Genomic DNA, 24,217 nt, shown 5'->3' with positions numbered 1-24,217 from the left:
GAGAACAGCAATCTCACTGACGAAATAACCCGCTTCTTAGCGGGTTATTTTTTAGATAAGTGGCGAACCTGACTTGTGAAATTTCGACTATATTTACATTCCTTTCTCACTTTAGTTCGTATACCAGAGTGGGCAAATAACCCTAGACAGCGGTAACAAACTCTGTACAGCGTGATGATGCTTTTATCATCACTTTTGCTGCTTTTTAACCATTGCAATTGCACACAGGAAAATGTGATTTCCAACCCAAAATCTTCAAATTTGAGAACTTCATAACACCTTTACCATAAACGTTTTTCGTAAGCGTATAGAACTGTAAATTTTGTTGTATGTACAACACTGGGTATTTATCATCCTAATTAATTTGTTCTGGATATACATCCATTAGTCATTATTAAGTCATTCTAGAAGCTTTTAATAAGGAATCTTGAAGGCTTGTCGGTAGATAAGAGAGAAAAATTCATGAGACGTAAAACCACGCTATCTCTGCTGATTGCGTCGAGCCTTTTTGTGGTTGGATGTCAACCTAGCGAAGAAGGATCGAGCCAAGGTGGGGGGCCTGCGCCCGTAACCGAAGTAGAAGTGTTAACAGTGCAGCCAACGCGCCAAGCATTGACAGTAGAGTTGCCGGGTCGTAGCAGAGCATTCAAAGAAGCAGAAGTTCGTCCGCAAGTCACTGGCATTATTTCGGAGCGAAATTTTGTTGAAGGTGGCCTTGTTGAACAAGGACAGTCGCTATATCAAATTGATGATTCATCATTTCAGGCGGATTTGCTGAGCGCTGAAGCGGAATTAATCCGTGCGCAAGCTGCGGCAGAGTCGACCTATGCCACGGTGAAGCGTTACAGAACCTTGATCACCAAAAAATCCATCAGCCAACAAGACTTGGATGAAGCAGAAGCGGCATACAAAGAAGCGAAAGCGCAGGTCCTAGTCGCAAAAGCCAAGATCAACACAGCAAAAATCAACTTAGATTATACGCAAGTCAAAGCTCCGATTAGCGGGGTGATCGGTAAATCGAGTGTGACAGCGGGTGCGTTGGTTACGGCTAACCAAGCTGACAAATTAGCGACCATTCAGCAGCTTGACCCTATCAATGTTGATATTGTGCAATCATCCGCGCAACTGCTGCGTTTGAAAGCATCACTCTCCCAAGGCCATATGCAAGAAGATGACTCTGCGCAAGTTACATTGATGCTTGAAGATGGCAGCACTTACGAACACAAAGGCACAATGAAATTTACTGAGGTCAATGTGAACGAAAGTACGGGCAGCGTGACGCTTCGTGCCGAATTCCCAAACCCTGACGGTTTGTTGCTACCTGGAATGTTTGTTCGTGCGACGGTCATTACTGGTGTCGACCCTGATGCGATTCTAATACCACAAAATACGGTATCTCGTGATGCGACAGGTAAAGCGACAGTGATGACGGTTAATGGCGAGAACAAAGTGGAAGCGAAACCAGTGAAGACTGCCGAAGCGATCAATAGCCAATGGCGCATTATTGATGGTTTGAACGCGGGTGATAAAGTCATTACCGCCGGTTTACAAAAGGTAGGGCCAGGCAGTTCGGTAACTATCCAAAACGGTGAACAGGAGTAATCATGGCACGATTTTTTATCGATCGTCCGGTATTTGCTTGGGTTCTCGCGATTCTAACGATGTTGGCGGGGGTAATGTCATTATTCAATTTACCCGTCTCGCAATACCCAACGATTTCACCGACGACGATCACCATCAGTGCTCGCTATCCAGGTGCATCAGCAAAAACCGTTGAAGACTCGGTAACGCAGGTTATCGAGCAAAACATGACAGGATTAGATTACCTTCGCTACCTATCATCGAGCAGTGATGCATTTGGTAATGCGACAATTACCCTGACGTTTGATAGCGAAGCTGATCCTGATATCGCGCAAGTACAGGTGCAGAACAAACTGCAATTGGCATTGACTTCATTGCCGATGGAGGTACAAAACCAAGGTATTGTCGTCAATAAATCCAATACGGCATTTCTCATGGTTGTCGCAGTTTATTCTGAAGATCCTGACTTTACAGAAAACGATATCGGCGACTTTGTTGTAACGAATATTCAAGACCCGATAAGTCGTGTAACTGGCGTAGGACAAGTGCAGGCGTTTGGTGCGCAGTATGCGATGCGAGTTTGGCTGGATCCATTTAAGCTTACGCAATTCAACTTGACCGCGATCGACGTAGCAAATGCAATCAGTGAACAGAACGCGCAAGTTTCTTCAGGTCAACTTGGTGCGGCACCTGCGCAGGAGGGTCAGTTGTTGAATGCTACGATTTCTTCTGCAAGTCGTTTGAGCAGTGTAGAAGAGTTCCAAGACATCATTCTTAAGTCCGACGCCAGTGGTTCGAATGTTTATTTGAAAGATGTAGCTCGCGTTGAGCGTGGTGCAGAAAGTTATGATATTCGAGGCCAATATAATGGCTTCCCAGCATCGGGGTTAGGTATTTCATTAGGTACTGGCGCAAACGCGCTTGAGACAGCCAATGCGGTAAAAGAGCGCTTAGAACAACTGAGTGCAACGTTCCCAGAAGGGTTGCAGATTGCTTACCCATTTGAAACAACACCATTCGTCAAAGCCTCGATTCAAGAAGTGGTTAAAACGCTATTAGAAGCTATTCTTCTTGTGTTCTTAATCATGTACCTGTTCTTGCAGAACTTCCGTGCGACGATCATTCCAACGATCGCAGTGCCTGTCGTATTGCTCGGAACCTTCGCTATTTTGTACGCGACTGGATTTAGCGTAAACACGTTAACCATGTTCGCGATGGTTCTGGCTATCGGTTTGCTGGTGGATGATGCCATCGTTGTGGTGGAAAACGTCGAGCGTGTGATGCATGAAGATGGTTTAGAGCCCAAAGAAGCGACCAAAAAATCGATGGGGCAGATCACTGGTGCCCTGATTGGTGTGGGGTTGACGCTTTCAGCGGTATTCGTCCCTATGGCGTTTATGTCTGGTTCTACCGGGGTTATTTACCGTCAGTTCTCGATAACTATTGTGGCGGCTATGACGCTTTCCGTTTTGGTTGCGATAATTCTGACTCCGGCATTGTGCGCTACGTTGCTGAAAAAAGGCGATGCTGAGCTTCTAGAGAAGAAAGGCTTCTTTGGCTGGTTTAACCGCAAGTTTGATGCGATGACAGCAGGCTATGAAACCGGCGTTGCCAAACTTCTAAAACGCACAGGTCGCATGTTGGTTGTATTTTTGGCAATGAGTGCAGGTGCTGGCTGGTTATTTATGAACCTTCCAACGTCATTTTTGCCAGATGAAGACCAAGGCACAGTATTCTCAATGGCTATTTTGCCGCCTAACTCAACACAAGAACAGACGGAAAAAACACTTGAGAAAATGCGTGACTTTTACCTAGTAGACGAAAAAGACAATGTAAAATCCGTCTTCTCTGTTGCGGGCTTTAGTTTCGCAGGTCAAGGCCAAAACATGGGGATGGCATTTATCGGCCTGAAAGATTGGTCTGAGCGTGAAGCGCCTGGCGCTGATGCGGCTTCCATTACGGGCCGAGCGATGGGGTACTTCTCTACCATTAAAGAAGCTTTGGTGTTTGCGTTCGCCCCTCCAGCGATTCAAGAGCTAGGTAACTCGACAGGTTTCGATTTCTATCTCCAAGACTCGTTGAATAAAGGGCACGATGCATTAGTTGCGGCTCAAGGGCAACTTCTGGGCATGGCAGCACAAAACCCGAAACTTGTCGGTGTTCGTCCAAACGGTCAGGCAGATGCGCCAATGTACAAAGTGAACATTGACCACGTCAAACTTCGTGCTTTGGATGTCAGTATCAATGACGTAAACCAAATCCTGTCAGCTGCATGGGGCGGGGCTTACATTAACGATTATATTGACCGCGGTCGTGTGAAGAAAGTGATGGTGCAAAGTGATGCGGAATACCGCATGCAGCCAAAAGACTTCGATTCATGGTACGTACGCAACGCTAAGGGAGAGATGGTGCCTTTCTCTGCTTTTGCGAGTGGCGAGTGGACATATGGTTCTCCTCTTTTGCAGCGCTTTGATGGTTTGCCAGCAATGAATATTCAAGGCGGTGCAGCTCCTGGTGTAAGTACTGGTGAAGCCATGGAAGAAATTGAAGCAATGGTAGAAAAGCTACCAGAAGGTTTCACGGTGAACTGGAATGGTATTTCGTATGAAGAGCGCCTTTCCGGAAACCAAGCGCCGATGCTATATGCGCTATCTATCCTCGTCGTATTCTTAGTTCTTGCCGCTTTGTATGAAAGTTGGTCAGTACCTTTCGCCGTGGTGTTAGTTGTTCCTCTTGGTGTGCTTGGTGCTGTGCTTGCGGTAATGACGCGCAGTATGGATAACGATGTGTTCTTCCAGGTGAGCTTATTAACTACGGTCGGCTTGGCAACCAAAAACGCCATTCTGATTGTTGAGTTTGCAAAGGACTACTATGAGAAAGGCGCTGGGCTTATCGAAGCAACCTTACATGCTGTTCGCGTTCGTCTGCGCCCAATTATCATGACATCGCTTGCTTTTGGTTTGGGTGTGGTACCACTTGCTATCAGTTCAGGTGTGGGATCGGCAGGTCAAAACGCAGTAGGTACCGGCGTACTTGGTGGCATGATCAGTGCCACGATATTGGGTATATTCTTCGTCCCAATCTTCTTTGTAGTGGTTGAGCGATTGTTTGATCGACGTGCGAGAAAAGAGTCGGAGGCAGAGTTGTCTGAGACCAGCACTAAACCCACTCAGCAAAGCGAGTAGGACTTGGTTGTTTTAACTGAGTTATACTAGTGATAATAAACACGATTAAAGGGCGCTTCGGCGCTCTTTATTTTATGTTTTCACTTGGTGGTTACCGTCTATGACGCGAGCCTGAAAGACGGCGTGTTGTGTGCAGTATCAGCACAGCCTTTTCGGCCGAATGAAAGCCTAAAGAAGAAAAACGACGATGAAAGATCAGAAAATTTCCCCAATTTCCGTTTTGGATCAAAGCCCTATGTTTGTCTGCGGTGTGATGCAGCGCATGTACCGCAATCGTGCCCAAGCCGAGCTGTCTCGGCAAAATTTGATGACACTAGAAATGGCAAGTGCACTGGCCGCTTTAGAAGAATTTCAACCTATGAGCCAGCAAGCGTTGGCTGATGCGGTTCGAACTGAGCGAAGTGTAGCAAAGCGGATGGTGGACAATCTGGAAAAGAGAGGGTTTGTTCAAGTTTCTAAAAGTAAATCGAATCAGCGCCTTAAAATGCTAAGCATGACAAAAGAGGGAGCAAATGCTTTAAAGCAAGTTCATCAAATCATGACGAATTTACAGAAAGAGTTTTTTTCTTGTTTGTCGGAATCTGAAGTGAGTGAATTTTTTCGTCTGGTAAGAAAGCTCACTTTTGCGAATCACGACCAGTAACTGACATCAATGCCGTCTAGCGTCTTTATTTTATCGCGGACCAATTATATTAAGTTGTAGAACTTAAGAAATAGGATGCCCAACGTACAGGTCACGGTAGAAAGCACCGTAGTGAGTGCGATGATATTTGCAGCTAACGTGGCATTGCCTCCCATGGAACGCGCCATGACATAGCTGGCAGCAGCGACTGGAGAGGCGTTCATAAAGAAAAGAATACCTAGCTCAATTCCTCGAAATCCTACTAAGTAAGCTCCCATGGTGATGATGACTGGCGCTACGATGAGCTTGTAACTGCTCGCAAACCAAGATGGACCTTTCTCTTTTCTCATCAAGCTAAAGTCAAGTGAGCCACCCGTACACAACAGCGCCAAAGGCAATGTCATTTTGGACAAGTAGTCTCCTGCATCAATAACCACATTCGGTACTGGAATAGCGAGTAAATAAAAAGCCATTCCTAGAACAATGGAGATTATGAGCGGATTCCTAGTCAGTGTTCGGCCCATCATCTTTGCTGCTTGCGAGGCAGACGTTGCCCCCTTGGGCGATAAGCAAATTACCGCTTGGACGTTATAAATAAATGTGGTGACCGCGACATAGAGCGCAGCTAGCGCCACACCTTGAGAACCATACGCATTGGCAACGTAAGCGATACCAATAATACCTGTATTTGCTCGGAACCCACCTTGGATGAGAACGCCTTGGTCAGGCGATGCTTTGAACAGAAGTTTGACGGAAAGGTAGGTGAAAATGAAAAACGAAATACTAGCGATGACGCCGAAATTGACGAATCCACTTGCCGCGGAAAAGTCGTGTTCTGAAGCCACAATGCTGACAAATAACATTGCAGGCAAGGTAACTTGAAACACCAGTTTAGAGCCTACTTCGATAAAATTATCGTTGATTAGACCAAAGCGCTTAAAAAGAACGCCAAGTACCAACATCAAACAGATAGGTCCGGTTATCGACAAAGAGAATTGCAACTGATGTAAAACAGCTTCCATGTAAGTATCCGCAGCAAAAGAAAAAAGTGTTCCTGTTGCCTATTAAGCCACAAACCCGGAGGGTAGGACAGTAACGTGATGAAATTTTCTTCTGTTGTAGGTTCCGGAGTCATTTACACTCCAAGTTATGGACGAGGTCCCAATTTAACAAAGCGGTACTGGTCCTACGTGCGATATGTTGGTTAACTCGTTGTCGTGATGCATCCACATGCGTATTAGATGTGAGGGCTGGTCATCGTAGTTATGGATAGGAGTTCATCAATGAAAAGGAAACACAACAAAACTGTACTGTGTGCGTTTGTCTCTGGTTCGGTATTTGGTGCGGTTTTGGTCATTGCGATGTCTTTACCAATGTAATCCTCTTAATTCGCTGTTGGAACACTCACACTAATTCAGTACAAAACAGATTGAGTTCTGCGGTGTGTGCTGTTAGTTTAAAAAACATGAAAATACACGTTCGCCCTTCATTAACAACCTTCTCTTGGTGGCGCTCTAAATAGAGCGGCGCGGAATACTTACATTCTTAAGCTGCTGGATGGTAGCTAAGAGTGTTTGATCTTTTTATCTCCAGTAGCGATCTATTAAATACTTGGAGACAAATATGAATAGCCATAAAAATACATCTCAGCGTGAAATTATACTTACCGGAGATCGAGCAACAGGTCCATTACACCTAGGGCACTATATTGGTTCATTGCAACAACGAGTCAAATTGCAAACGGAGCACGAGCAAACGATCTTGGTCGCGGACATGCAAGGGTTGACGGATAACGCGCATAATCCATCAAAGGTATCCTCTAATATTCTCAATGTCGTTGCAGATTATTTGGCTGTTGGTATCAACCCCGCTCAAACTACGATCACGTTGCAGTCTCAAATTCCAGCGTTAGCCGAGTTGACAATGTATTACAGTAATCTTGTTTCTATCGCACGATTAGAGCGAAACCCCACGGTTAAAAATGAGATTCAAAGTAAAGGCTTTGAACGCTCTATTCCTGCTGGCTTTTTAACATATCCAATTTCTCAAGCTGCCGATATTACGGGGTTTCATGCGACGCTAGTACCAGTGGGTGATGACCAACTGCCGATGTTAGAGCAAACTAATGAAATCGTGAGAAAAATAAACCATCTGGGTGGAAAAGAGGTTCTTAGAGAATGCCGTCCATTACTTAGCGATGCACCTCGTTTGCCGAGTACTGACGGTAAAAATAAGATGTCTAAAAGCATGGGGAACGCAATCAACTTAGGGGCCTCCGAAAAGGAGATTTCCGCGGCAGTGAAATCTATGTATACCGATCCCAATCATCTGAAAATTGAGGACCCTGGCCAAGTCGAAGGGAATATTGTATTCATCTACCTCGATGCTTTTCATCCTGATAAAAATTATGTCGAACAGCTAAAAGACCATTATCGACGAGGTGGGTTAGGTGATGGTTTGACCAAGAAAGTGTTAGAAGAATGCTTACAAGAGATGCTTCGCCCTATTCGAGAAAAGCGCGCTATGTATTTGAATGATAAAGCGCAGCTGATTGATATTTTAAAACAAGGTAGTGAGCGTTCTCGCGAGAAAACCGAAAAAGTGCTATTTGATGTGAAAGATGTATTTGGTTTAAATTTGTTCTGAATTAAAAGTAGAGAGTTGAACATAAGGCACGACGGCTGGTTAGCAACGTGCCTTTTTAAGTTCCCAGTCAGTCAAAGCGCATTGTTAAGAAGAAAAAAATTCACGACGAAAATCCGCGACTTCTTGTTGGTAATAGCTTTGCCATTCCGGTTCTGACAAATTTGAATGGCTAGAAGCTCTTTGCGTTCTTAGCTTGGACTCAAGTTGTTGTAATGCTTGTTGGTAATCTTTGACTTGTTTTTTTTGCTCTGTAATTTGCTGCTGACGAGCATGAATGTTTTTACTTTCTTCTTTCGTTAAGTAAGTTCGTTCTAGCTCTGCGATGAGCGCCAAGCGATCTGGTAGGCTCATACTATTAGGAATCAGGGTGACCGCACGCTCATATTTTTCCTGGTCGCTTGTTAGCCCGATAGCACCTGCATGTTCTTGCCAGTCAATGGTGAGTTGCTCGAAAGCTCGCAAAAAGTTATCTGGGCTTTGAGTGTCCAGCTTTTGGGCTTCTAAGTTGAAATCGTACAGCGCGAACTCATCCGCGAAAACAACATCAGCCAATTCTCCCCAGATGCTTCTTGCTTCGTTCTTCAGCTGTGCAATACGCGACGCCAGTGATTGTTGCTTATCAAATAACAAATTTCCTACACTCTCTTGCCATTGGCTGCTGAGCTGAGGGTAGTTCGCCAAAAGCTGGAATCGAGCTGAAGATAAATGCGCCTCAAACAAGGCGATCTGCTCTTCACAACTACGGTTCAACATACACTCATGCCAAAACGTCTCAAGTTCAGCGACAAGTTTCCTGCCTTTGAGTTGAGTTAATCGCTCAGTCGTTATTTGAACTGTGGAAGGGAGGTTAGCTGTTTGTGGTGAAGTATCCGTATCGGGCACGATGCTGCTTGTTTGTGGTGATGTACTGGAGACACTCTGATTTTTTGTCTTAGGGGAAGGAGAGGAAGCGAGCTCTTTTTTTTGAACATCGTGATTGAAAGTTAAAAATATCATGCCCGCCATAATGGCGGACATGATTATCAAAGCGATTTTCTTCATGGCTTGATTGTTGCGCTTACTGGGAAATGGTCAGAAAGGTTATAGTGTTTCCATAAACTCTCTGCGGTTGTGCGCGGCACGTCTACACGGTTGTCATTGAATGATTTCACCCCGTATTCACTACTCACCATAACATAGTCAAGGTATTCCACGTTTTCGCCACCTGATAACGCTTCACCTGCGAAGTTATTGATACGGGGATCAAAGGTTGACTCCGTGTAACCAGAGTAGTGAGGCTCTATGGCACTTAAGTTAGCGATCATTTGTTGGTAGTCACCAGGGAACTTTCTTTTGTTGACGTTAAAGTCGCCGCTGTATACCACAGTTTCGCTTGAAGGAATGTCAAGAGATTGGGCGAGTGCGCGGATTTGTTTGAACTGGCGCTGACGATACTCACGGGCGGTGTCTGTATCGAAAGATGCGGTATGGGTAGCAAACACATGGTAAGCCTGACCACCTTTAATTATTTCCGCATAATTTACGCCTTTATCGGCAAAGCAGTCTGTACCAGAGCAATCGGGAAAGACATATTGCGCTTCATTCACGATAGGGTAGCGACTAACTATGATTACGCCACCATCATGAATATTAACGCCTTCTTTATCTAACATCTTTGTTTGGTAAGGATATTCCTTGGCTAACTCACGTAAGAATGCTTCACGGCCGCTGGCAAACACCTCTTGCAGCGCCAAAACATCGTAACCTTTTACATGTTGAGGAATCAGTTCGTAACGATCTCCAATGTGCGATGCAATAGCCGTCAACGCCCAGATGTTATAAGTCATCAACTTAAGGTTTTGTTCTTCGTTGTCGACAGACTCCGCTACCTTGCTTGGCGTGATGGTGTAGTAAAGATCATCATATCGAGCGGTACTGTCTGACTTAAATGCCAGTTCGGTTTCTCTCGTACCAAAAGCGTTAGTGTTGGCACGATGAATGTTACGATCATCTTTGAGAGATAACTCGACATCGGCTGCGGATAAGCCGTATTCAATGGTCGAATTGTACCAATGGCCTTCCATTATTTGATTGAGTGTTATGCTTTCACCTTCGGGGCTAGAAACCACCGTTTCAAAACGGTAAGTTTGATTTGATTTCACGCCCTCCCAGCGGTTGAAGCTTAATACAGATTTAGTTTCCCACGGACCAAGTACCTGCACATGTTGTTGCCACTCGTCTCCGTATTGAAGCAAATCACTACCTTCATGTTTTACTTGAATAGTTAACGGTTGATCAGAGTTATTCGTTAGGTAAACGTCGGTATCTGCAATGCTGGGTAACGCTATCAAGCTACTTAATAAAAGGCTCCACTGCGAAAATTTCATCTTATTTTTCCATCATTTGAACTAGAGTAATCATTCTTGTTTATAAATGTTACTTGCACGTTAAATATGGATGACATCTAAGCCAGTGTTGAAAATTGTTATCAGAATGTGATCTTTATTCAATGGTGAGGGTGGAGGTATTGAGTGTGTTGCCGTTGAAGCGGTGGAAAATAATACCAACAGTCAACGAATTGCATTCACTGCAATCAAGCTGTCATCTTTGCTCTATAAGTTGTGCGGCGTCATTCATCTAGCCATATGGCTAGAACTCAAATTGATAGATGGAGCACCATGGCTAGAGCAGTAAATCCAACCGATGAAACCATCATTAAATTGTTACAAGAGCAAGGTCTGATTAGAAGTGAAGCAGAAGCGCGTTTAAAGAAAGAGGTGTACCGCTTGCAGCCTAATGAGATAGCAAAAGTAAAAAATTATGCCCAGCATTTTGGGATAAACGCGAAAGAAAAGCTCATCGATGAGATCTTGGATCTGCGCCGAGAAGCGCTCATGAAAAGATGTAGACACAATAAGGAGCATACGAGCCTATCTCTAAAATAGCATGTGATAAAACTATCAATTACTGGTCAAGATTTGATCTCTCAAGCCGATGTATATAAGAGCGTTCAATGATATCGAGCGAAAAAACAGTGTGTTTTAGAGGTTAAGCTTTCACTTAAGTGAGAGGTTTGGAAAGGCTGCGGGGAGAAAGTGCATGCGTATTAAAGACTTAAGTGTCGTAAAGAAAATATCGGTTAGTTATTTAACCGTTTTTGCCGTGTTTGGTTTAGTGTCAGTAATGTTGGTGCAAGGTTTGTTAACACTGAATAAAGACATCTCAGTGTTAACAGATAAAAGTTTACCTTCTGTTGCGATTTTGAAAGGTATCCAAGTTGATATTACTAAAGTGCGTAAAGATGAGTTCTCTTTATTGCCAAACGCAAATCACCCCAAAATTGGTGAGTGGTTAAAAGGCCTCGACCAATGGCGTTCTGATGTGCAGGCTGGTATTGCAGAATACGAAAAGCTCGACCTTAATAAGCGTGAAACGCAGTCTTTTAGCGTTTTTAAAGAAACTTGGAATCAATACATCAAAGAAACGAAGACTTACAACGCACTGCTAAGCCAAGGTGATGCTGAAAGTGCAAATGATGTGATTTTATCGAGTTTCGATACCTACTCAAAAGCGTTGAGCAGCTTGGATGATACCCTCGCGTTGAACGATGAGTTGGTGAATTTGATTGGTGAAGAAGTACAAAGTGAAGCGGCATTTACACAATACAGCGCTGCTGTTGGTGCGCTCGTCGTCGCATTGGTCATGGTAATGTCTGCCATGCTGCTTTCTCGAGTCATTTGCGGGCCTGTTGATCGAGCATTGGAATTCGCTTCTAAAATCGCCAAGGGTCAATTGAATAATCAAATCGACGAAAGTGAATTGAGCAAAGACGAGTTAGGAACGTTGCTTAAAGAGCTTGTCGGTATGCAAACAAACTTACATTCGCTGGTTTCTGAGATTAATGACTCAACGATTCAGCTAACGGCAGCAGTAGAGGAAGTGAGTGCTATTTCTTCTCAGACCGCCTCTGGTATGCAAAATCAACAAATTGAACTTAGCTCGGTGGCTTCTGCGATGACAGAGATGCAAGCTGCTGTAAGTGAAGTGGCACAAAATACCGAAGTTGGCGCAACCTCTGCTTATTCGGCTGCGGAAGTGGCAAAGCAAGGAACGGCGACGTTACAACAAACTATCGCAGTAATTGAGCGTGTATCACATACGATCCAAGAATCAGATGAACTGGCACGTGAGCTTGAATCGAGCTCAAACAATATCAATGTGGTCGTCGATGTGATCCGCGGGATTGCCGAGCAAACAAACTTGTTAGCACTGAACGCCGCAATTGAAGCCGCTCGGGCTGGTGAACAAGGACGTGGGTTTGCTGTTGTGGCAGATGAGGTTCGTTCTCTGGCGCAACGCACTCAAGACTCCACTTCACAAATTGTGGAAATTGTTAATCAGCTACAAGAGAGCAGCAGTAAAATAGGGCATTCAAGCCGTGATTGTCAGGAGGGTATTTCTCAGTGTGTTGAGCAAGTTAATGACGCTGATAGCCAGATAAAAGAAATTGAACATTCTGTCGATAACATAGCGCAAATGAGCACACAAATCGCAACGGCGTGCAGTGAGCAGAATTCTGTATCCGAAGAGCTGAATCGCAGTGTGGAGCATATTAATAGTGCTTCAACAGAGATGGCTGAGGGAGCTTCACAAACGGCTGTGGCTTGTCAGCAGATTAGTAGCCTAGCGCACAACTTGAAAACTCGAATGGGTTCATTCCAGCTCTAGTTGTTGTGTTTCAGCTTTATTCCTAACCTCATTGCTACAATAAATAAGCCGGACGAAATGTCCGGCTTATTTATTCTCTGTCTATATAAGTTCAGAGTATGCTCAACCTTGGGAGAATATGCTCGCTAGGCTGGGATACCACTGTGAAACTTAAAATCTGTATCTGGCGTAGAAATTAAATCTGCCTCTATACGTCCAAAGTAGGCGATGCGCTCGCTGATATCTTTGCCTGCGATTTGCTCCGCTAATACAAGATAATCCTGGTAATGGCGTGCTTCTGAACGTAATAAAGAAATGTAGAACTTTGCGATATCGTCATCCATATGTGGTGCTAGTTTGGCAAAACGCTCACAAGATCGAGCTTCGATGTACGCACCAATGATGAGTTTATCGATCAGCGTTTCCGGCTCATGAGTCTTCATATGCGAAATCAGTCCTTTAGCATAACGACTTGCTGGAATATTTTTGTACTCAATTCCACGACTTTCCATGATCTCTAAAACTTGATAAAAGTGGTGTAACTCCTCTTTTATCAAAAGCACCATCTTATCGATCAAATCTTGGCTATATGGTGAGTCGGACTTAGCCATGATTGCCTTAGAAATATTGCTCTTGCCTTTTAAAGTTTCCAATGAGCCTACGTTACGGTAAGCAAAATCTTCGTAGGGCTTAAACCAGTCAAGTAGAGCATGTGAACTGGATTGATCAACGGCATACTTACGAATTAAAAACATGGCAGATTGGCCAGCTTTTAGTTCGCACAGTAGGTGGTCTAACAAAATGGTTTGAAGGTTCTCTGGTTTCTTTGCTTCCTCTACCCATTCATCAGGTGTACTGCATCGCAGAAATTGGTTAATGGGAGCAAGAAGATCTTGATAGGCGTCTAGATTCATCATTTTAGTTTTAGTACTTCACATTTTTATTGGGCATATCCGTTGTCTTGCGGATAGAAAAAAGGCTGCAATTGCAGCCTTTTTTGACCTGAAGTGAATGTTACCACTTTTTCTTCTCGCCGAAGAGAGCTTCCATGTCATTGTCACGCTCTTTGTCAGCAATCTGCTGCATTTCGGCATCGCTTTTATCTTGGCGCTTTTTATCTAAGTCACCTAACATCTCTTCAAGCTTTTGTTTCGCTTGAATAGAATAAGGATCGCTCTTAGTGCTCAAAGCATCGATACCTTTACGCAGCAGTTGAAGCGCGGTGCCTGGTTGGCCACGAGCGATAGAGTCGTTTGCTCTTTTGATGACATTTTCAATGTTGATGCGAATTTGCATCGTTTCCAAGCGCGCATTTTCGGTGACGTAAGTCTGGGTATCCAATCGGCCTTTGTTGTGCTCGTTACGGATAGTGTCGCGAAGTCGTTTAACCAGCTTAAGCATGACGATAGCTTGTTTATCACTACTCGGCATCTTGAAAGTGGTACTCTCGCCAGTAGGACCATTCTCTTTTAGCTGCGTAATCTGCTGCTTCATATTTTCGATACGTTGAGCAAGTTGCTTGTTCTTCGGGTCCAGCTCATGCATGCTCTCTAGCGCGTCAAGAATACGATTGTTTAGACACAGCAACAGCTCTTTACTAAAAGGGATATGGTGCGCATGACCAATCAACTCTTCAGTACCATCTATCAAGGCTACATATCGCGCTGATTCCTGCCTTTTTGCGGTTTCAACTTTAACCTTATATTGCAACATAATGTTATAGCCTAGGATTAACACCAGTAGGATGGCTACCAAAGCGATTATTAAACCAATATTCATATCTTTGCGTCTGCTTTACTTTTCTGCGGCTAGCGTTAAAGAATACATGAATCTTATCTTACTCGGCACCTTATTTGTTTGATTATTTTGTCTCTCCCACGTTTTAGTTACTGATAGAAGTCACATCATAGAACTTCGGTCATTTATTGGCTCAACTTTGTGCATATTGTTTCTTGCTTGAAGATTATTAGTATGTGATTGAGGTATAAGTTAGAAATTGCTGTTCATTTCGATTTGAACGCGTTATAACTAATTATTATATCGCTCGCTTGAGTGGCCAATAAACTCTCTCATGAATAAGTAAGGGATTACGATGAAACTGCAGCAGCTGAAGTATATTGTTGAGGTTGTAAACCATAATCTGAATGTATCTGCAACGGCGGAAAGCTTATATACCTCTCAGCCAGGTATTAGTAAACAGGTTCGGTTGCTGGAAGATGAGTTAGGTATTCAGATTTTTGAACGTAGCGGTAAGCACTTAACGCAAGTGACGCCAGCTGGAGAAGAAATTGTACGTATCTCTCAAGAAATTCTCGCTCGTGTAGAAAGTATCAAAGCGGTGGCTGGAGAGCACACCCATCCAGAAATGGGGACGCTGAATATCACCACGACACATACGCAGGCTCGTTATGCACTGCCAGATGTCATCAAAGGTTTTACTTCTCGTTATCCAAAAGTGTCGTTACACATGCACCAAGGTACACCGTCACAAATGTCTGAGGCGATAGCTAAAGGCACTGCGAATTTTGCGATTGCGACAGAAGCTCTTCACTTATATCAAGATGCCATCATGCTGCCTTGTTATCACTGGAATCGTTCAATAGTTGTGCCTAAAGACCACCCACTAGCGAAGAAAGACAAAGTAACGATCAGTGATCTTGCCGCTTACCCATTAGTCACTTACGTGTTCGGTTTTACTGGTCGTTCAGAGCTGGATACAGCATTCAACCGCGAAGGTTTAACCCCGCGAGTGGTGTTCACGGCAACTGATGCAGACGTCATTAAAACTTACGTTCGTATGGGTATTGGTGTGGGTGTGATTGCAAGCATGGCTGTGGATGAAGAGCAGGACGGTGACTTGGTTGCAATAGATGCGAGCCATTTGTTTGGCGCGAGCACCACGAGCATCGGCTTCCGCCGTGGTACATTCTTACGCTCTTACATGTTCGATTTTATGGAGCGTTTTGCACCGCACTTAACGCGTCCAGTGGTTGAGCAGGCGATTTCGTTGAAGTCTAATGCAGAAATCGAAGAGATGTTTAAAGACATCGAGCTTCCGGTGAGATAACACTTCATTGATGTTTCGATTCCCTCTACAATGCGCTCGTTGTAGGGGGAGCTATGAAAACGCAATTTCAGTTTATTAATGACTGCTTAATCGAAAACCAATCTTTGTGGCGATTCGAGCCTTTTAAAAGCAGCATTCACACATCATTACCTTGGCAGGAGCAACATCCTCGACTGTGCCAATGGCTAGCGTCTCTTACTCCCTCTCAAATCGAAGAATACAAAGCAGCACCAGAACTCGCGTTAAAAGCACTTAGTCCGTTTTTGCCTGAGCTTGAACAACTCGCAGAACTGACTCATTTAGAGCTTTTGTCGTTAAACGGCTTGGAACTCGCTCGTGGTTTAGATAACGGTATTCCGGGACGTAAGTTGGAGCAAATTAGCTCGATGGGTGAAGCTGCAATTCAACAACACTGTGGCGAAGAATGGCTAGAATGGTGCTCAGGTAAAGGTTACTTGGGGCGAATCCTGACAACGCAAACCGATCAGCCTGTAACCAGCTTTGAATACCAACAAGCACTGTGCGATTCGGGGCAACAAGCAGCCAATGAACATCATTGGAAGATGACGTTTATTCAAGGCGACGCGTTTGATAGCAAAGCGAAAGCCGTGTTTAAGCCAACGCAACACGCAGTAGCACTGCATGCATGCGGTGACCTTCACGCTCGTCTAATGCAGTACGGCAGTGAAAATGGGATTGCTGCGATGACCATATCACCTTGTTGTTACCACTTGATTCAGTCGGAACAATACCAGCCGATGTCGGAATCGGGCAGGGCTTCTTCTCTCTCATTGTCTAAGCAAGAACTGCGTATCCCATTACAACAAACGGTGACAGGAGGAGAGCGCGTGCGTCGTCATCGTCAGCAGGAAATGATGTTTCGTCTTGGGTTTGATTTGATCACGCGACAAGCTTTGGGAATGGCAGAGTATCAGCCTGTGCCGAGTATCCGTAAGTCGCAATTAAGTGATGGTTTTGAATCTTTATGTCGCTGGGCAGCGGAGCAAAAAGGCATTGTTCTTCCTCAAGAAATCGATTTCTCTCATTTTGAAAAGTTAAGCGAACAACGCTTCTGGCAAATGGAGAGAATGAGCTTAGTGCAACTTGTTTTTCAACGTCCGTTGGAGATCTGGCTCGCATTAGACAAAGTGCTTTATCTTGAAGAACGTGGTTACCGTGTTAGATTGTCAGAGTTTTGCCCTAAATCGGTCACACCTAGAAATATTTTAATTTGTGCATATAAGATTTAGTTATTCTTTATAGCCAAACGCTCTATATGAAAAAGCCCACTTATGAGTGGGCTTTTGTAAACAAAACGTGACAAGTTATGTTTTATTTTGTCATTAATTAAACATAGCGATAGCTTGAGTTGGTTCAACGTATTCCAAGTCAAAGCTTTCTGCTACTTCTTTACATGTTACTTTTCCGTGAATAACGTTTAGACCTTCAAGGAAGCCTTTGTCTTCTAGAAGTGCTTCGCGGTAGCCTTTATTTGCTAACTTCACGATGTATGGAAGCGTAGCGTTGTTGAGTGCAAATGTTGAAGTGCGAGCAACTGCGCCAGGCATATTTGCTACACAGTAGTGAACCACCTCATCAACGATGTAAGTTGGATCTGCGTGAGTTGTCGCGTGTGAAGTTTCGAAACAACCGCCTTGGTCAATTGCCACGTCAACCACTGCTGCACCAGGCTTCATCTTAGCAATGTGCTCTTTAGTGACCAGTTTAGGTGCTGCTGCGCCAGGAATTAGAACGGCACCGATAACAAGGTCCGCTTCTAGAACATGCTTCTCGATAGCGTCTTCAGTAGAATAAACCACTTTTGCGCGACCTTGGAATTCTTCGTCAAGCTTACGAAGTGTGTCTACGTTACGGTCTAGAATAGTGACGTCAGCGCGAAGGCCAACCGCCATACGAGCAGCGTTTGCACCAACAACGCCACCACCAACGATAACGACTTTTGCAGGTTCAACACCAGGTACGCCGCCTAGGAGCAGACCACGACCGCCGTGCGATTTTTCCAACGTTTGCGCACCAGCTTGGATAGACATCCGACCTGCCACTTCTGACATTGGTGCTAACAGTGGCAAACGACCCATATTATCTGTTACAGTCTCATAGGCTATACAGACAGCTTTGCTCTTGATTAGCTCATCAGTTTGTGGAAAATCTGGTGCTAGGTGTAAATAAGTAAATAAAATTTGCCCTTCGCGGAGCATTGCTCTCTCTACTGCTTGGGGTTCTTTTACTTTTACAATCATGTCTGCTTGCGCAAATACGTCAGCAGCATGAGGGAGAATGGATGCGCCGACAGCGATGTAATCATCGTCTGAAAAACCAATGCCGGCACCTGCATTGGTCTCAACTAAAACTTGGTGACCATGTGAGATGAGTTCTCTCACGCTAGCTGGGATCATACCAACACGATATTCGTGATTCTTGATTTCCTTAGGTACGCCAATGATCATCCTGTATCCTCTTTCTATAATGGTTGTATTAACTGTTAGTAGGGTGTTATTGTCGAATTAATAACTAGTATAGTTATAGATTTGTAAAATTTGGCACCAAATATTAAAAAGTTGTAGTATATTTTTTTGCAAGGAAGTAATAAGGTGGAATAAAAAATGGCAGACAACTATAAAAAGCCGTCCAAGGAACTAGACCGTATCGACCGCAACATTCTTAATGAGCTGCAGAAAGACGGTCGTATTTCAAACGTTGAGCTTTCAAAACGTGTGGGACTTTCTCCAACGCCATGTTTGGAGCGTGTACGTCGCTTAGAGCGTCAGGGTTATATCACAGGGTATACTGCATTATTGAATCCGCAGTTCCTGGATGCATCACTATTAGTATTCGTTGAGATTACGCTAAACCGTGGTGCGCCGGATGTGTTTGAGCAGTTTAACTCAGCTGTTCAAAAGCTAGACGACATACAAGAGTGTCATCTTGTTTCAGGTGACTTTGACTATCTTCTTAAAACCCGTGTATCAGATATGGGTGCTTACCGCCGACTATTGGGCGATACGTTACTACGTCTACCTGGCGTAAATGACACTCGCACATACGTTGTTATGGAAGAAGTGAAACAATCTAACCAGCTTGTGATCAAAACTCGTTAATTTCTTGCAAAGAAAGCGGTATATGCTTCCGCTTTCGCCAGAGAGTAATTGGGTTTTTCTCCTTGATATGGTTAAATCAATTTACCGAGCGGCTTGATGCCGCTCGGAATGTTTTGCAATTTCCTATTTCATTTCCATATTCAAGTTGATTTATGTTCAAAGAGAACGCAAAGAAAGTCGAAACCATTATCAAAACCAGTGAAGAGCCCCAGTCTTCACGCTTAAATGGCTTCCAACGCTTAAAAGAGTGCTGCTTTATCGTTGGCGTTCTTAGCTCGGTATTGCTTGCGGTTGCACTATTTACCTTCAGTCCGGCCGATCCTTCTTGGTCCCAAACCGCATGGGGAGGGGATATCGATAATGCTGGTGGCCTTTTCGGCGCTTGGCTAGCCGATACTCTATTCTTCACATTTGGCTCTCTCGCTTACCCAATCCCTTTCTTGCTAGCGGCGGCTGCATGGGTGATTTGCCGTAAACGAGGAGAAGATGAGCCAATTGATTTCATGCTATGGGGTACAAGGCTGCTCGGTCTTGTCGTCCTTATTATGACCAGTTGCGGTCTTGCCGATATTAATTTTGATGACATTTGGTATTTTTCATCCGGAGGTGTGGTCGGGGATGTGTTGTCTAGCCTCGCTTTACCTACATTGAATGTACTCGGTACCACATTGGTACTGCTGTTCTTGTGGGGAGCGGGCTTTACGCTCTTCACTGGCATCTCATGGCTTAACATCGTGGAATGGCTTGGTGATCGTGCGTTAGCACTAATTGCCGCGCTTGCAAATAAGGCAAGAGGTTCAGAGCAGGAAGTTTTAGAACCTCAGCTTGATGAGTTTGTAGAAGATAAAGTCTCTACGCCTAAACATAATGTAGACCATGAAATTGATGATGAGCCGCTTCCTCATTTAACGGCGTACGATGTCGATGAACCGAAAGAGCCGGCGCCAGCGCATGAGTATCCTATTTATATGCCGCAAGCGAAACCTGATAAGCCTGCGGAACAGGCGATGGTAGAACCGACGCCACCACAACGCAAGGCTACGGTTAATGCTGCGCCAGTTTATTCTGAACCTGAGCCTCAAATACAACCTATCCATACGGTTAACACGGATAACGTTGATCCGCTCTTGGAACGCACCAAGCAACTGAATGTTACGATAGAAGAGCTTGAAGCAGCGGCGCAACAAGCAGATGACTGGGGAACTGAAGAACAGGCAGCCCCATCATTTGCAAACACTTACTCTTCCTATGTAGAGCCACATACAGCTACAGAAGAACCGATCAGTGTTGAACCAGATTATGCGGAGTACGAACAATTTGAAGCAGAGCAAGTACAGCAGCCAAGTATAGAGCATCCTGTACATGAAGAGCCTGCAATTGATTCTGCTGTATTAGATAGCATCACGGCTCAAACAGAGTCGAGCCAACATATTGAGCCTACGATCTCTGACTTTGATGTGTTAGATGATGAAGACGAAGTGGAGTCTCAGCCTGCACAGCAAGTACAGCCAACAACGCCTCATCAGCAAGCAGCAACACCTTCAACAACATTTGAACCTGCACCTCAAAAAGTGGAAGTAGAAGAGATCCAAGACAACGACCAAGACGTTACAGCATTCCAAGATATGGTTTCCAATGCGCAAGCCAAAGTCGCTGCAACACAGAACCCATTTTTGGTACAGAAAGAAGAAAACTTGCCAGTTCCGGAAGAGCCACTCCCAACGCTCGAGTTGCTTTATCATCCAGAAAAACGTGAAAACTTTATCGACCGTGATGCGCTAGAGCAGGTCGCTCGATTGGTAGAGAGCAAACTCGCTGACTACAAAATCAAAGCCGATGTGGTTGGTATTTATCCTGGTCCAGTGATCACTCGTTTTGAGCTTGATTTGGCGCCGGGGGTGAAAGTAAGTCGTATTTCTGGTCTTTCAACTGACTTAGCGCGTGCATTGTCTGCGATGGCGGTACGTGTTGTGGAAGTAATCCCTGGCAAGCCTTACATCGGTTTGGAACTGCCAAACATGAGTCGTCAGACGGTCTATTTATCTGATGTCATCAGTAGCCCTCAGTTTGAGCAAGCAACGTCACCAACAACGGTTGTGTTAGGTCAAGACATTGCGGGCGAAGCTGTGGTGGCAGATCTTGCGAAGATGCCACACGTGCTAGTAGCAGGTACAACAGGTTCTGGTAAGTCGGTAGGTGTGAACGTGATGATTTTGAGCATGCTGTATAAAGCAGGCCCAGAAGATGTACGCTTCATCATGATTGACCCGAAAATGCTAGAGCTTTCTATTTATGAAGGTATCCCTCATCTTCTTTCTGAAGTTGTGACTGATATGAAAGACGCATCAAATGCTCTACGTTGGTGTGTGGGCGAGATGGAACGTCGTTACAAATTGATGTCGGCATTAGGTGTACGTAATGTGAAGGGCTTCAACGAAAAACTGAAGATGGCAGCAGAAGCGGGCCACCCAATCCATGACCCGTTCTGGCAAGAAGGCGACAGCATGGATACTGAACCGCCATTGCTAGAAAAGCTGCCTTACATCGTCGTTGTTGTTGACGAATTTGCTGACCTAATGATGGTGGTAGGTAAGAAAGTTGAAGAACTGATTGCTCGCTTGGCGCAAAAAGCGCGTGCGGCAGGTATTCACTTAATTCTTGCGACTCAGCGTCCATCGGTTGATGTTATTACCGGTCTAATTAAAGCGAACATTCCAACTCGTGTTGCGTTTACGGTATCGACTAAAACGGACTCTCGTACAATCCTAGATCAAGGCGGCGCAGAATCACTACTTGGTATGGGTGATATGTTGTATCTACCGCCGGGGTCAAGTCATACAACTCGTGTTCACGGTGCATTTGCATCAGATGATGATGTTCATGCTGTTGTAAACAACTGGAAAGCGCGTGGTAAACCGAACTACATTGAAGAGATCATCAGTGGAGATCAAACTCCAGAAAGTCTATTGCCAGGTGAGCAAATGGAAGCGGATGAAGATGTAGACCCGCTCTTCGATCAAGTTGTTGAGCACGTGGTTCAATCACGTCGAGGTTCGGTTTCCGGTGTTCAGCGCCGATTTAAGATAGGTTACAACCGTGCCGCCCGTATTGTAGAGCAGCTTGAGGCGCAGGGCATCGTAAGTGCTCCGGGTCATAACGGTAACCGTGAAGTACTGGCACCTGCGCCACCAAAAGATTAATGAACTTGTGTTACTCACCTCAGTCCAACTGAGGTGAGTGGTTCTAATAATAGGTATCTGAATGAAAAAACTATTTTCAGCGAAACTTTTCTCCGCGCTTGTTTTAAGCTTTTCCCTCTTCTCTACTGCACACGCAGCGTCTCCTAAAGATGAATTAAACAAACGCCTTTCTATGAATGATGGCTTTAGTGCAGATTTCTCTCAGCAGGTTATTAGCCCTGAAGGCGAAACGGTGATGGAAGGAGAAGGTACGGTTGAAATTGCCCGCCCAAGCCTGTTCCGTTGGAGTACAACATTCCCTGATGAGAACCTATTGGTCTCTGACGGTAAGACATTGTGGTACTACAGCCCATTCATCGAGCAAGTGAGCATCTACTGGCAAGAGCAAGCAACAGAGCAAACGCCATTTGTTTTGCTAACGCGTAACCGAGCAAGTGATTGGAATAACTACAAAATATCTCAAAAAGGTGACCAGTTCACTCTCATTCCTACTGCAGTAGACTCCACACAAGGTCAATTCCAGATTAATATTGATGCCAAAGGTGTGGTGAAAGGCTTCAATGTGGTTGAGCAAGACGGCCAAAAAGGTTTGTTCACCTTTAACAACGTGAAGCTGGGTAAACCAAAAGCAGACAGATTCACATTCACAATTCCAAAAGGTGTGGAAGTGGATGACCAAAGGAATTAATTGGTAGTGAGTAATTACACATTAGATTTCTCGGGGGACGAAGATTTTCGTCCCCTTGCTGCTCGTATGAGACCGGAAACGATCGAGCAATATATTGGACAGCAGCACATTTTAGGCCCTGGTAAGCCACTGCGCCGTGCGCTAGAGGCGGGTCACATTCACTCTATGATCCTTTGGGGACCACCAGGCACAGGCAAAACGACATTAGCGGAAGTGGCTGCAAACTACGCCAATGCTGAAGTAGAGCGTGTGTCTGCCGTAACGTCTGGTGTGAAAGAAATCCGTGCTGCAATCGAGAAAGCACGTGAGAACAAAATGGCGGGTCGCCGCACCATCTTATTTGTGGATGAGGTGCATCGCTTCAACAAATCTCAACAAGACGCGTTTTTACCGCATATCGAAGATGGCACGGTTACCTTTATTGGTGCGACGACAGAAAACCCATCGTTTGAGTTAAACAACGCATTGCTGTCACGTGCACGTGTCTACAAGCTAACGTCTCTCGATAAAGATGAAATCTCACTGGCGCTGAATCAAGCGATCAGTGACAAAGAGCGTGGCTTGGGCAATACACCCGCACATTTCGCTGATAACGTATTAGACTGCCTAGCAGAACTGGTCAACGGTGATGCTCGCATGTCTCTCAATTATCTTGAGCTGCTCTACGACATGGCAGAAGACAATGCGCAAGGTGAAAAAGAGATCACGCTTAAGTTGCTGGCTGAAGTGGCAGGGGAGAAAGTCTCTCGCTTCGATAACAAAGGTGATATCTGGTACGACTTAATCTCTGCGGTCCACAAATCCATTCGTGGTTCTAACCCAGATGCGGCGCTTTACTGGGCTGCACGTATGATTGCAGCGGGATGTGATCCTCTTTATATTGCCCGTCGATTACTTGCGATCGCTTCTGAAGATGTAGGTAATGCTGACCCTCGCGCAATGCAAGTGGCACTCTCCGCGTGGGACTGTTTTACACGCGTTGGTCCAGCAGAAGGTGAACGTGCGATTGCTCAAGCTATTGTTTATCTCGCGTGCGCTCCAAAGAGTAATGCCGTTTACGTTGCTTGGAAACAAGCGCTAACGGACGCTCATAACTTACCTGAATATGAAGTGCCGCATCACCTTCGAAATGCGCCAACCAATTTGATGAAAGACATGGGGTATGGGGCTGAGTATCGTTATGCTCACGATGAGCCTGGTGCTTACGCAGCCGGTGAGCAATATTTGCCGCCTGAAATGGGCGATCGTAGGTACTATCAGCCGACAAATCGTGGTCTGGAGACCAAAATCGGCGAAAAGTTAGATTACTTGGCTACTTTAGACGCAAATAGCCCACAAAAGCGCTATGAAAAGTAGGCGTTTTTGGATACATTTGTTCAGTAAATTTTTTTAACGCGTACGCTTGGAAAGTGCGCGTGATTTC

General features: G+C 44.8%; 18 protein-coding genes. 12 read left to right on the top strand and 6 right to left on the bottom strand.

Annotated elements, in window-relative coordinates:
- Window positions 1-462: 462 nt before the first annotated feature.
- The 3 genes from R7P69_RS09490 to R7P69_RS09480 all read left to right on the top strand — a co-directional run bounded on the left by R7P69_RS09490 (window position 463) and on the right by R7P69_RS09480 (window position 5,409).
- Entirely contained in the window at window positions 463-1,602 is a 1,140-nt protein-coding gene (locus R7P69_RS09490; protein ID WP_025766899.1) for an efflux RND transporter periplasmic adaptor subunit, read from the top strand.
- Window positions 1,603-1,604: 2 nt separating this feature from the next.
- Complete coding sequence (locus R7P69_RS09485) at window positions 1,605-4,766, top strand: efflux RND transporter permease subunit (RefSeq protein ID WP_005378264.1); 3,162 nt, start codon at window positions 1,605-1,607, stop codon at window positions 4,764-4,766.
- Window positions 4,767-4,953: 187 nt separating this feature from the next.
- The gene (locus tag R7P69_RS09480; RefSeq protein WP_238952264.1) at window positions 4,954-5,409 is read left to right on the top strand and encodes a MarR family winged helix-turn-helix transcriptional regulator; all 456 of its coding nucleotides are present in this window, start codon (window positions 4,954-4,956) and stop codon (window positions 5,407-5,409) included.
- Window positions 5,410-5,453: 44 nt separating this feature from the next.
- Here the strand turns inward: R7P69_RS09480 and R7P69_RS09475 are convergent, their stop codons facing one another.
- A complete protein-coding gene (locus tag R7P69_RS09475; RefSeq protein WP_005388415.1) occupies window positions 5,454-6,410 on the bottom strand; it encodes an AEC family transporter in 957 nt (318 codons plus the stop codon).
- A gap of 601 nt (window positions 6,411-7,011) precedes the next feature.
- Between R7P69_RS09475 and trpS the strand changes: the two genes are divergently transcribed.
- Entirely contained in the window at window positions 7,012-8,034 is a 1,023-nt protein-coding gene (gene trpS, locus R7P69_RS09470; protein WP_025766897.1) for a tryptophan--tRNA ligase, read from the top strand.
- An 84-nt stretch (window positions 8,035-8,118) separates the two neighbouring features.
- On the opposite strand, the gene R7P69_RS09465 is transcribed toward trpS, so the two are convergent.
- Both R7P69_RS09465 and R7P69_RS09460 read right to left on the bottom strand, forming a co-directional pair.
- Window positions 8,119-9,075: a hypothetical protein gene (locus tag R7P69_RS09465; protein WP_047100813.1), complete on the bottom strand. Its 957-nt coding sequence runs from the start codon at window positions 9,073-9,075 to the stop codon at window positions 8,119-8,121.
- On the bottom strand, window positions 9,072-10,400 hold the full coding sequence (locus R7P69_RS09460) for a sphingomyelin phosphodiesterase (protein WP_047100810.1): 1,329 nt from the start codon (window positions 10,398-10,400) through the stop codon (window positions 9,072-9,074). The genes R7P69_RS09465 and R7P69_RS09460 overlap by 4 nt, the downstream gene beginning before the upstream one ends.
- 291 nt (window positions 10,401-10,691) lie before the next feature.
- Between R7P69_RS09460 and R7P69_RS09455 the strand changes: the two genes are divergently transcribed.
- Window positions 10,692-10,958, top strand: a complete 267-nt coding sequence (locus tag R7P69_RS09455; RefSeq protein ID WP_025766895.1) for a hypothetical protein — start codon at window positions 10,692-10,694, stop codon at window positions 10,956-10,958.
- Between the two features lie 154 nt (window positions 10,959-11,112).
- Window positions 11,113-12,741, top strand: coding sequence for a methyl-accepting chemotaxis protein (locus tag R7P69_RS09450; protein ID WP_047100808.1), 1,629 nt, complete (start codon window positions 11,113-11,115; stop codon window positions 12,739-12,741).
- 125 nt (window positions 12,742-12,866) lie between these two features.
- On the opposite strand, the gene miaE is transcribed toward R7P69_RS09450, so the two are convergent.
- Window positions 12,867-13,637 (bottom strand): tRNA isopentenyl-2-thiomethyl-A-37 hydroxylase MiaE, encoded by a 771-nt coding sequence (miaE, locus tag R7P69_RS09445; RefSeq protein ID WP_086046621.1) that lies wholly within the window; start codon window positions 13,635-13,637, stop codon window positions 12,867-12,869.
- A gap of 97 nt (window positions 13,638-13,734) precedes the next feature.
- Window positions 13,735-14,499: a hypothetical protein gene (locus R7P69_RS09440; protein WP_005378247.1), complete on the bottom strand. Its 765-nt coding sequence runs from the start codon at window positions 14,497-14,499 to the stop codon at window positions 13,735-13,737.
- Window positions 14,500-14,812: 313 nt separating this feature from the next.
- Between R7P69_RS09440 and cysB the strand changes: the two genes are divergently transcribed.
- Together cysB and R7P69_RS09430 are read left to right on the top strand one after the other, a co-directional pair.
- Entirely contained in the window at window positions 14,813-15,787 is a 975-nt protein-coding gene (gene cysB / locus R7P69_RS09435; protein ID WP_005388967.1) for an HTH-type transcriptional regulator CysB, read from the top strand.
- A gap of 53 nt (window positions 15,788-15,840) precedes the next feature.
- Window positions 15,841-17,037: a methyltransferase gene (locus R7P69_RS09430; protein WP_017634951.1), complete on the top strand. Its 1,197-nt coding sequence runs from the start codon at window positions 15,841-15,843 to the stop codon at window positions 17,035-17,037.
- 93 nt (window positions 17,038-17,130) lie between these two features.
- Here R7P69_RS09430 and ald read toward each other — a convergent pair whose 3' ends face one another.
- On the bottom strand, window positions 17,131-18,255 hold the full coding sequence (gene ald / locus R7P69_RS09425; protein ID WP_005378241.1) for an alanine dehydrogenase: 1,125 nt from the start codon (window positions 18,253-18,255) through the stop codon (window positions 17,131-17,133).
- Between the two features lie 156 nt (window positions 18,256-18,411).
- On the opposite strand from ald, the gene lrp reads away from it, so the two are divergent.
- The 4 genes from lrp (at window position 18,412) to R7P69_RS09405 (ending at window position 24,150) form a co-directional block, all read left to right on the top strand.
- Window positions 18,412-18,906: a leucine-responsive transcriptional regulator Lrp gene (gene lrp / locus R7P69_RS09420; RefSeq protein ID WP_005378234.1), complete on the top strand. Its 495-nt coding sequence runs from the start codon at window positions 18,412-18,414 to the stop codon at window positions 18,904-18,906.
- Between the two features lie 152 nt (window positions 18,907-19,058).
- Window positions 19,059-22,106: a DNA translocase FtsK gene (locus R7P69_RS09415; RefSeq protein WP_017821701.1), complete on the top strand. Its 3,048-nt coding sequence runs from the start codon at window positions 19,059-19,061 to the stop codon at window positions 22,104-22,106.
- A 61-nt stretch (window positions 22,107-22,167) separates the two neighbouring features.
- Window positions 22,168-22,794 carry an outer membrane lipoprotein chaperone LolA gene (gene lolA, locus R7P69_RS09410; RefSeq protein WP_005388103.1) on the top strand — a complete coding sequence of 209 codons (627 nt, stop codon included), beginning with the start codon at window positions 22,168-22,170 and terminating at the stop codon, window positions 22,792-22,794.
- A complete protein-coding gene (locus tag R7P69_RS09405) occupies window positions 22,795-24,150 on the top strand; it encodes a replication-associated recombination protein A (RefSeq protein ID WP_224721218.1) in 1,356 nt (451 codons plus the stop codon).
- The last annotated feature ends 67 nt before the right edge of the window (window positions 24,151-24,217 follow it).

The organism is Vibrio sp. 661 (assembly GCF_033339315.1).
Taxonomy (GTDB): Bacteria; Pseudomonadota; Gammaproteobacteria; order Enterobacterales; family Vibrionaceae; genus Vibrio; species Vibrio alginolyticus.
This window is presented reverse-complemented; position numbering and strand designations above follow the sequence as displayed.

Coding starts and splice junctions, on each gene's coding strand:
- R7P69_RS09490 (WP_025766899.1), top strand. CDS start 463: ATGAGACGTAAAACCACGCTATCTCTGCTGATTGCGTCGAGCCTTTTT.
- R7P69_RS09485 (WP_005378264.1), top strand. CDS start 1,605: ATGGCACGATTTTTTATCGATCGTCCGGTATTTGCTTGGGTTCTCGCG.
- R7P69_RS09480 (WP_238952264.1), top strand. CDS start 4,954: ATGAAAGATCAGAAAATTTCCCCAATTTCCGTTTTGGATCAAAGCCCT.
- R7P69_RS09475 (WP_005388415.1), bottom strand. CDS start 6,410: ATGGAAGCTGTTTTACATCAGTTGCAATTCTCTTTGTCGATAACCGGA.
- trpS (WP_025766897.1), top strand. CDS start 7,012: ATGAATAGCCATAAAAATACATCTCAGCGTGAAATTATACTTACCGGA.
- R7P69_RS09465 (WP_047100813.1), bottom strand. CDS start 9,075: ATGAAGAAAATCGCTTTGATAATCATGTCCGCCATTATGGCGGGCATG.
- R7P69_RS09460 (WP_047100810.1), bottom strand. CDS start 10,400: ATGAAATTTTCGCAGTGGAGCCTTTTATTAAGTAGCTTGATAGCGTTA.
- R7P69_RS09455 (WP_025766895.1), top strand. CDS start 10,692: ATGGCTAGAGCAGTAAATCCAACCGATGAAACCATCATTAAATTGTTA.
- R7P69_RS09450 (WP_047100808.1), top strand. CDS start 11,113: ATGCGTATTAAAGACTTAAGTGTCGTAAAGAAAATATCGGTTAGTTAT.
- miaE (WP_086046621.1), bottom strand. CDS start 13,637: ATGATGAATCTAGACGCCTATCAAGATCTTCTTGCTCCCATTAACCAA.
- R7P69_RS09440 (WP_005378247.1), bottom strand. CDS start 14,499: ATGAATATTGGTTTAATAATCGCTTTGGTAGCCATCCTACTGGTGTTA.
- cysB (WP_005388967.1), top strand. CDS start 14,813: ATGAAACTGCAGCAGCTGAAGTATATTGTTGAGGTTGTAAACCATAAT.
- R7P69_RS09430 (WP_017634951.1), top strand. CDS start 15,841: ATGAAAACGCAATTTCAGTTTATTAATGACTGCTTAATCGAAAACCAA.
- ald (WP_005378241.1), bottom strand. CDS start 18,255: ATGATCATTGGCGTACCTAAGGAAATCAAGAATCACGAATATCGTGTT.
- lrp (WP_005378234.1), top strand. CDS start 18,412: ATGGCAGACAACTATAAAAAGCCGTCCAAGGAACTAGACCGTATCGAC.
- R7P69_RS09415 (WP_017821701.1), top strand. CDS start 19,059: ATGTTCAAAGAGAACGCAAAGAAAGTCGAAACCATTATCAAAACCAGT.
- lolA (WP_005388103.1), top strand. CDS start 22,168: ATGAAAAAACTATTTTCAGCGAAACTTTTCTCCGCGCTTGTTTTAAGC.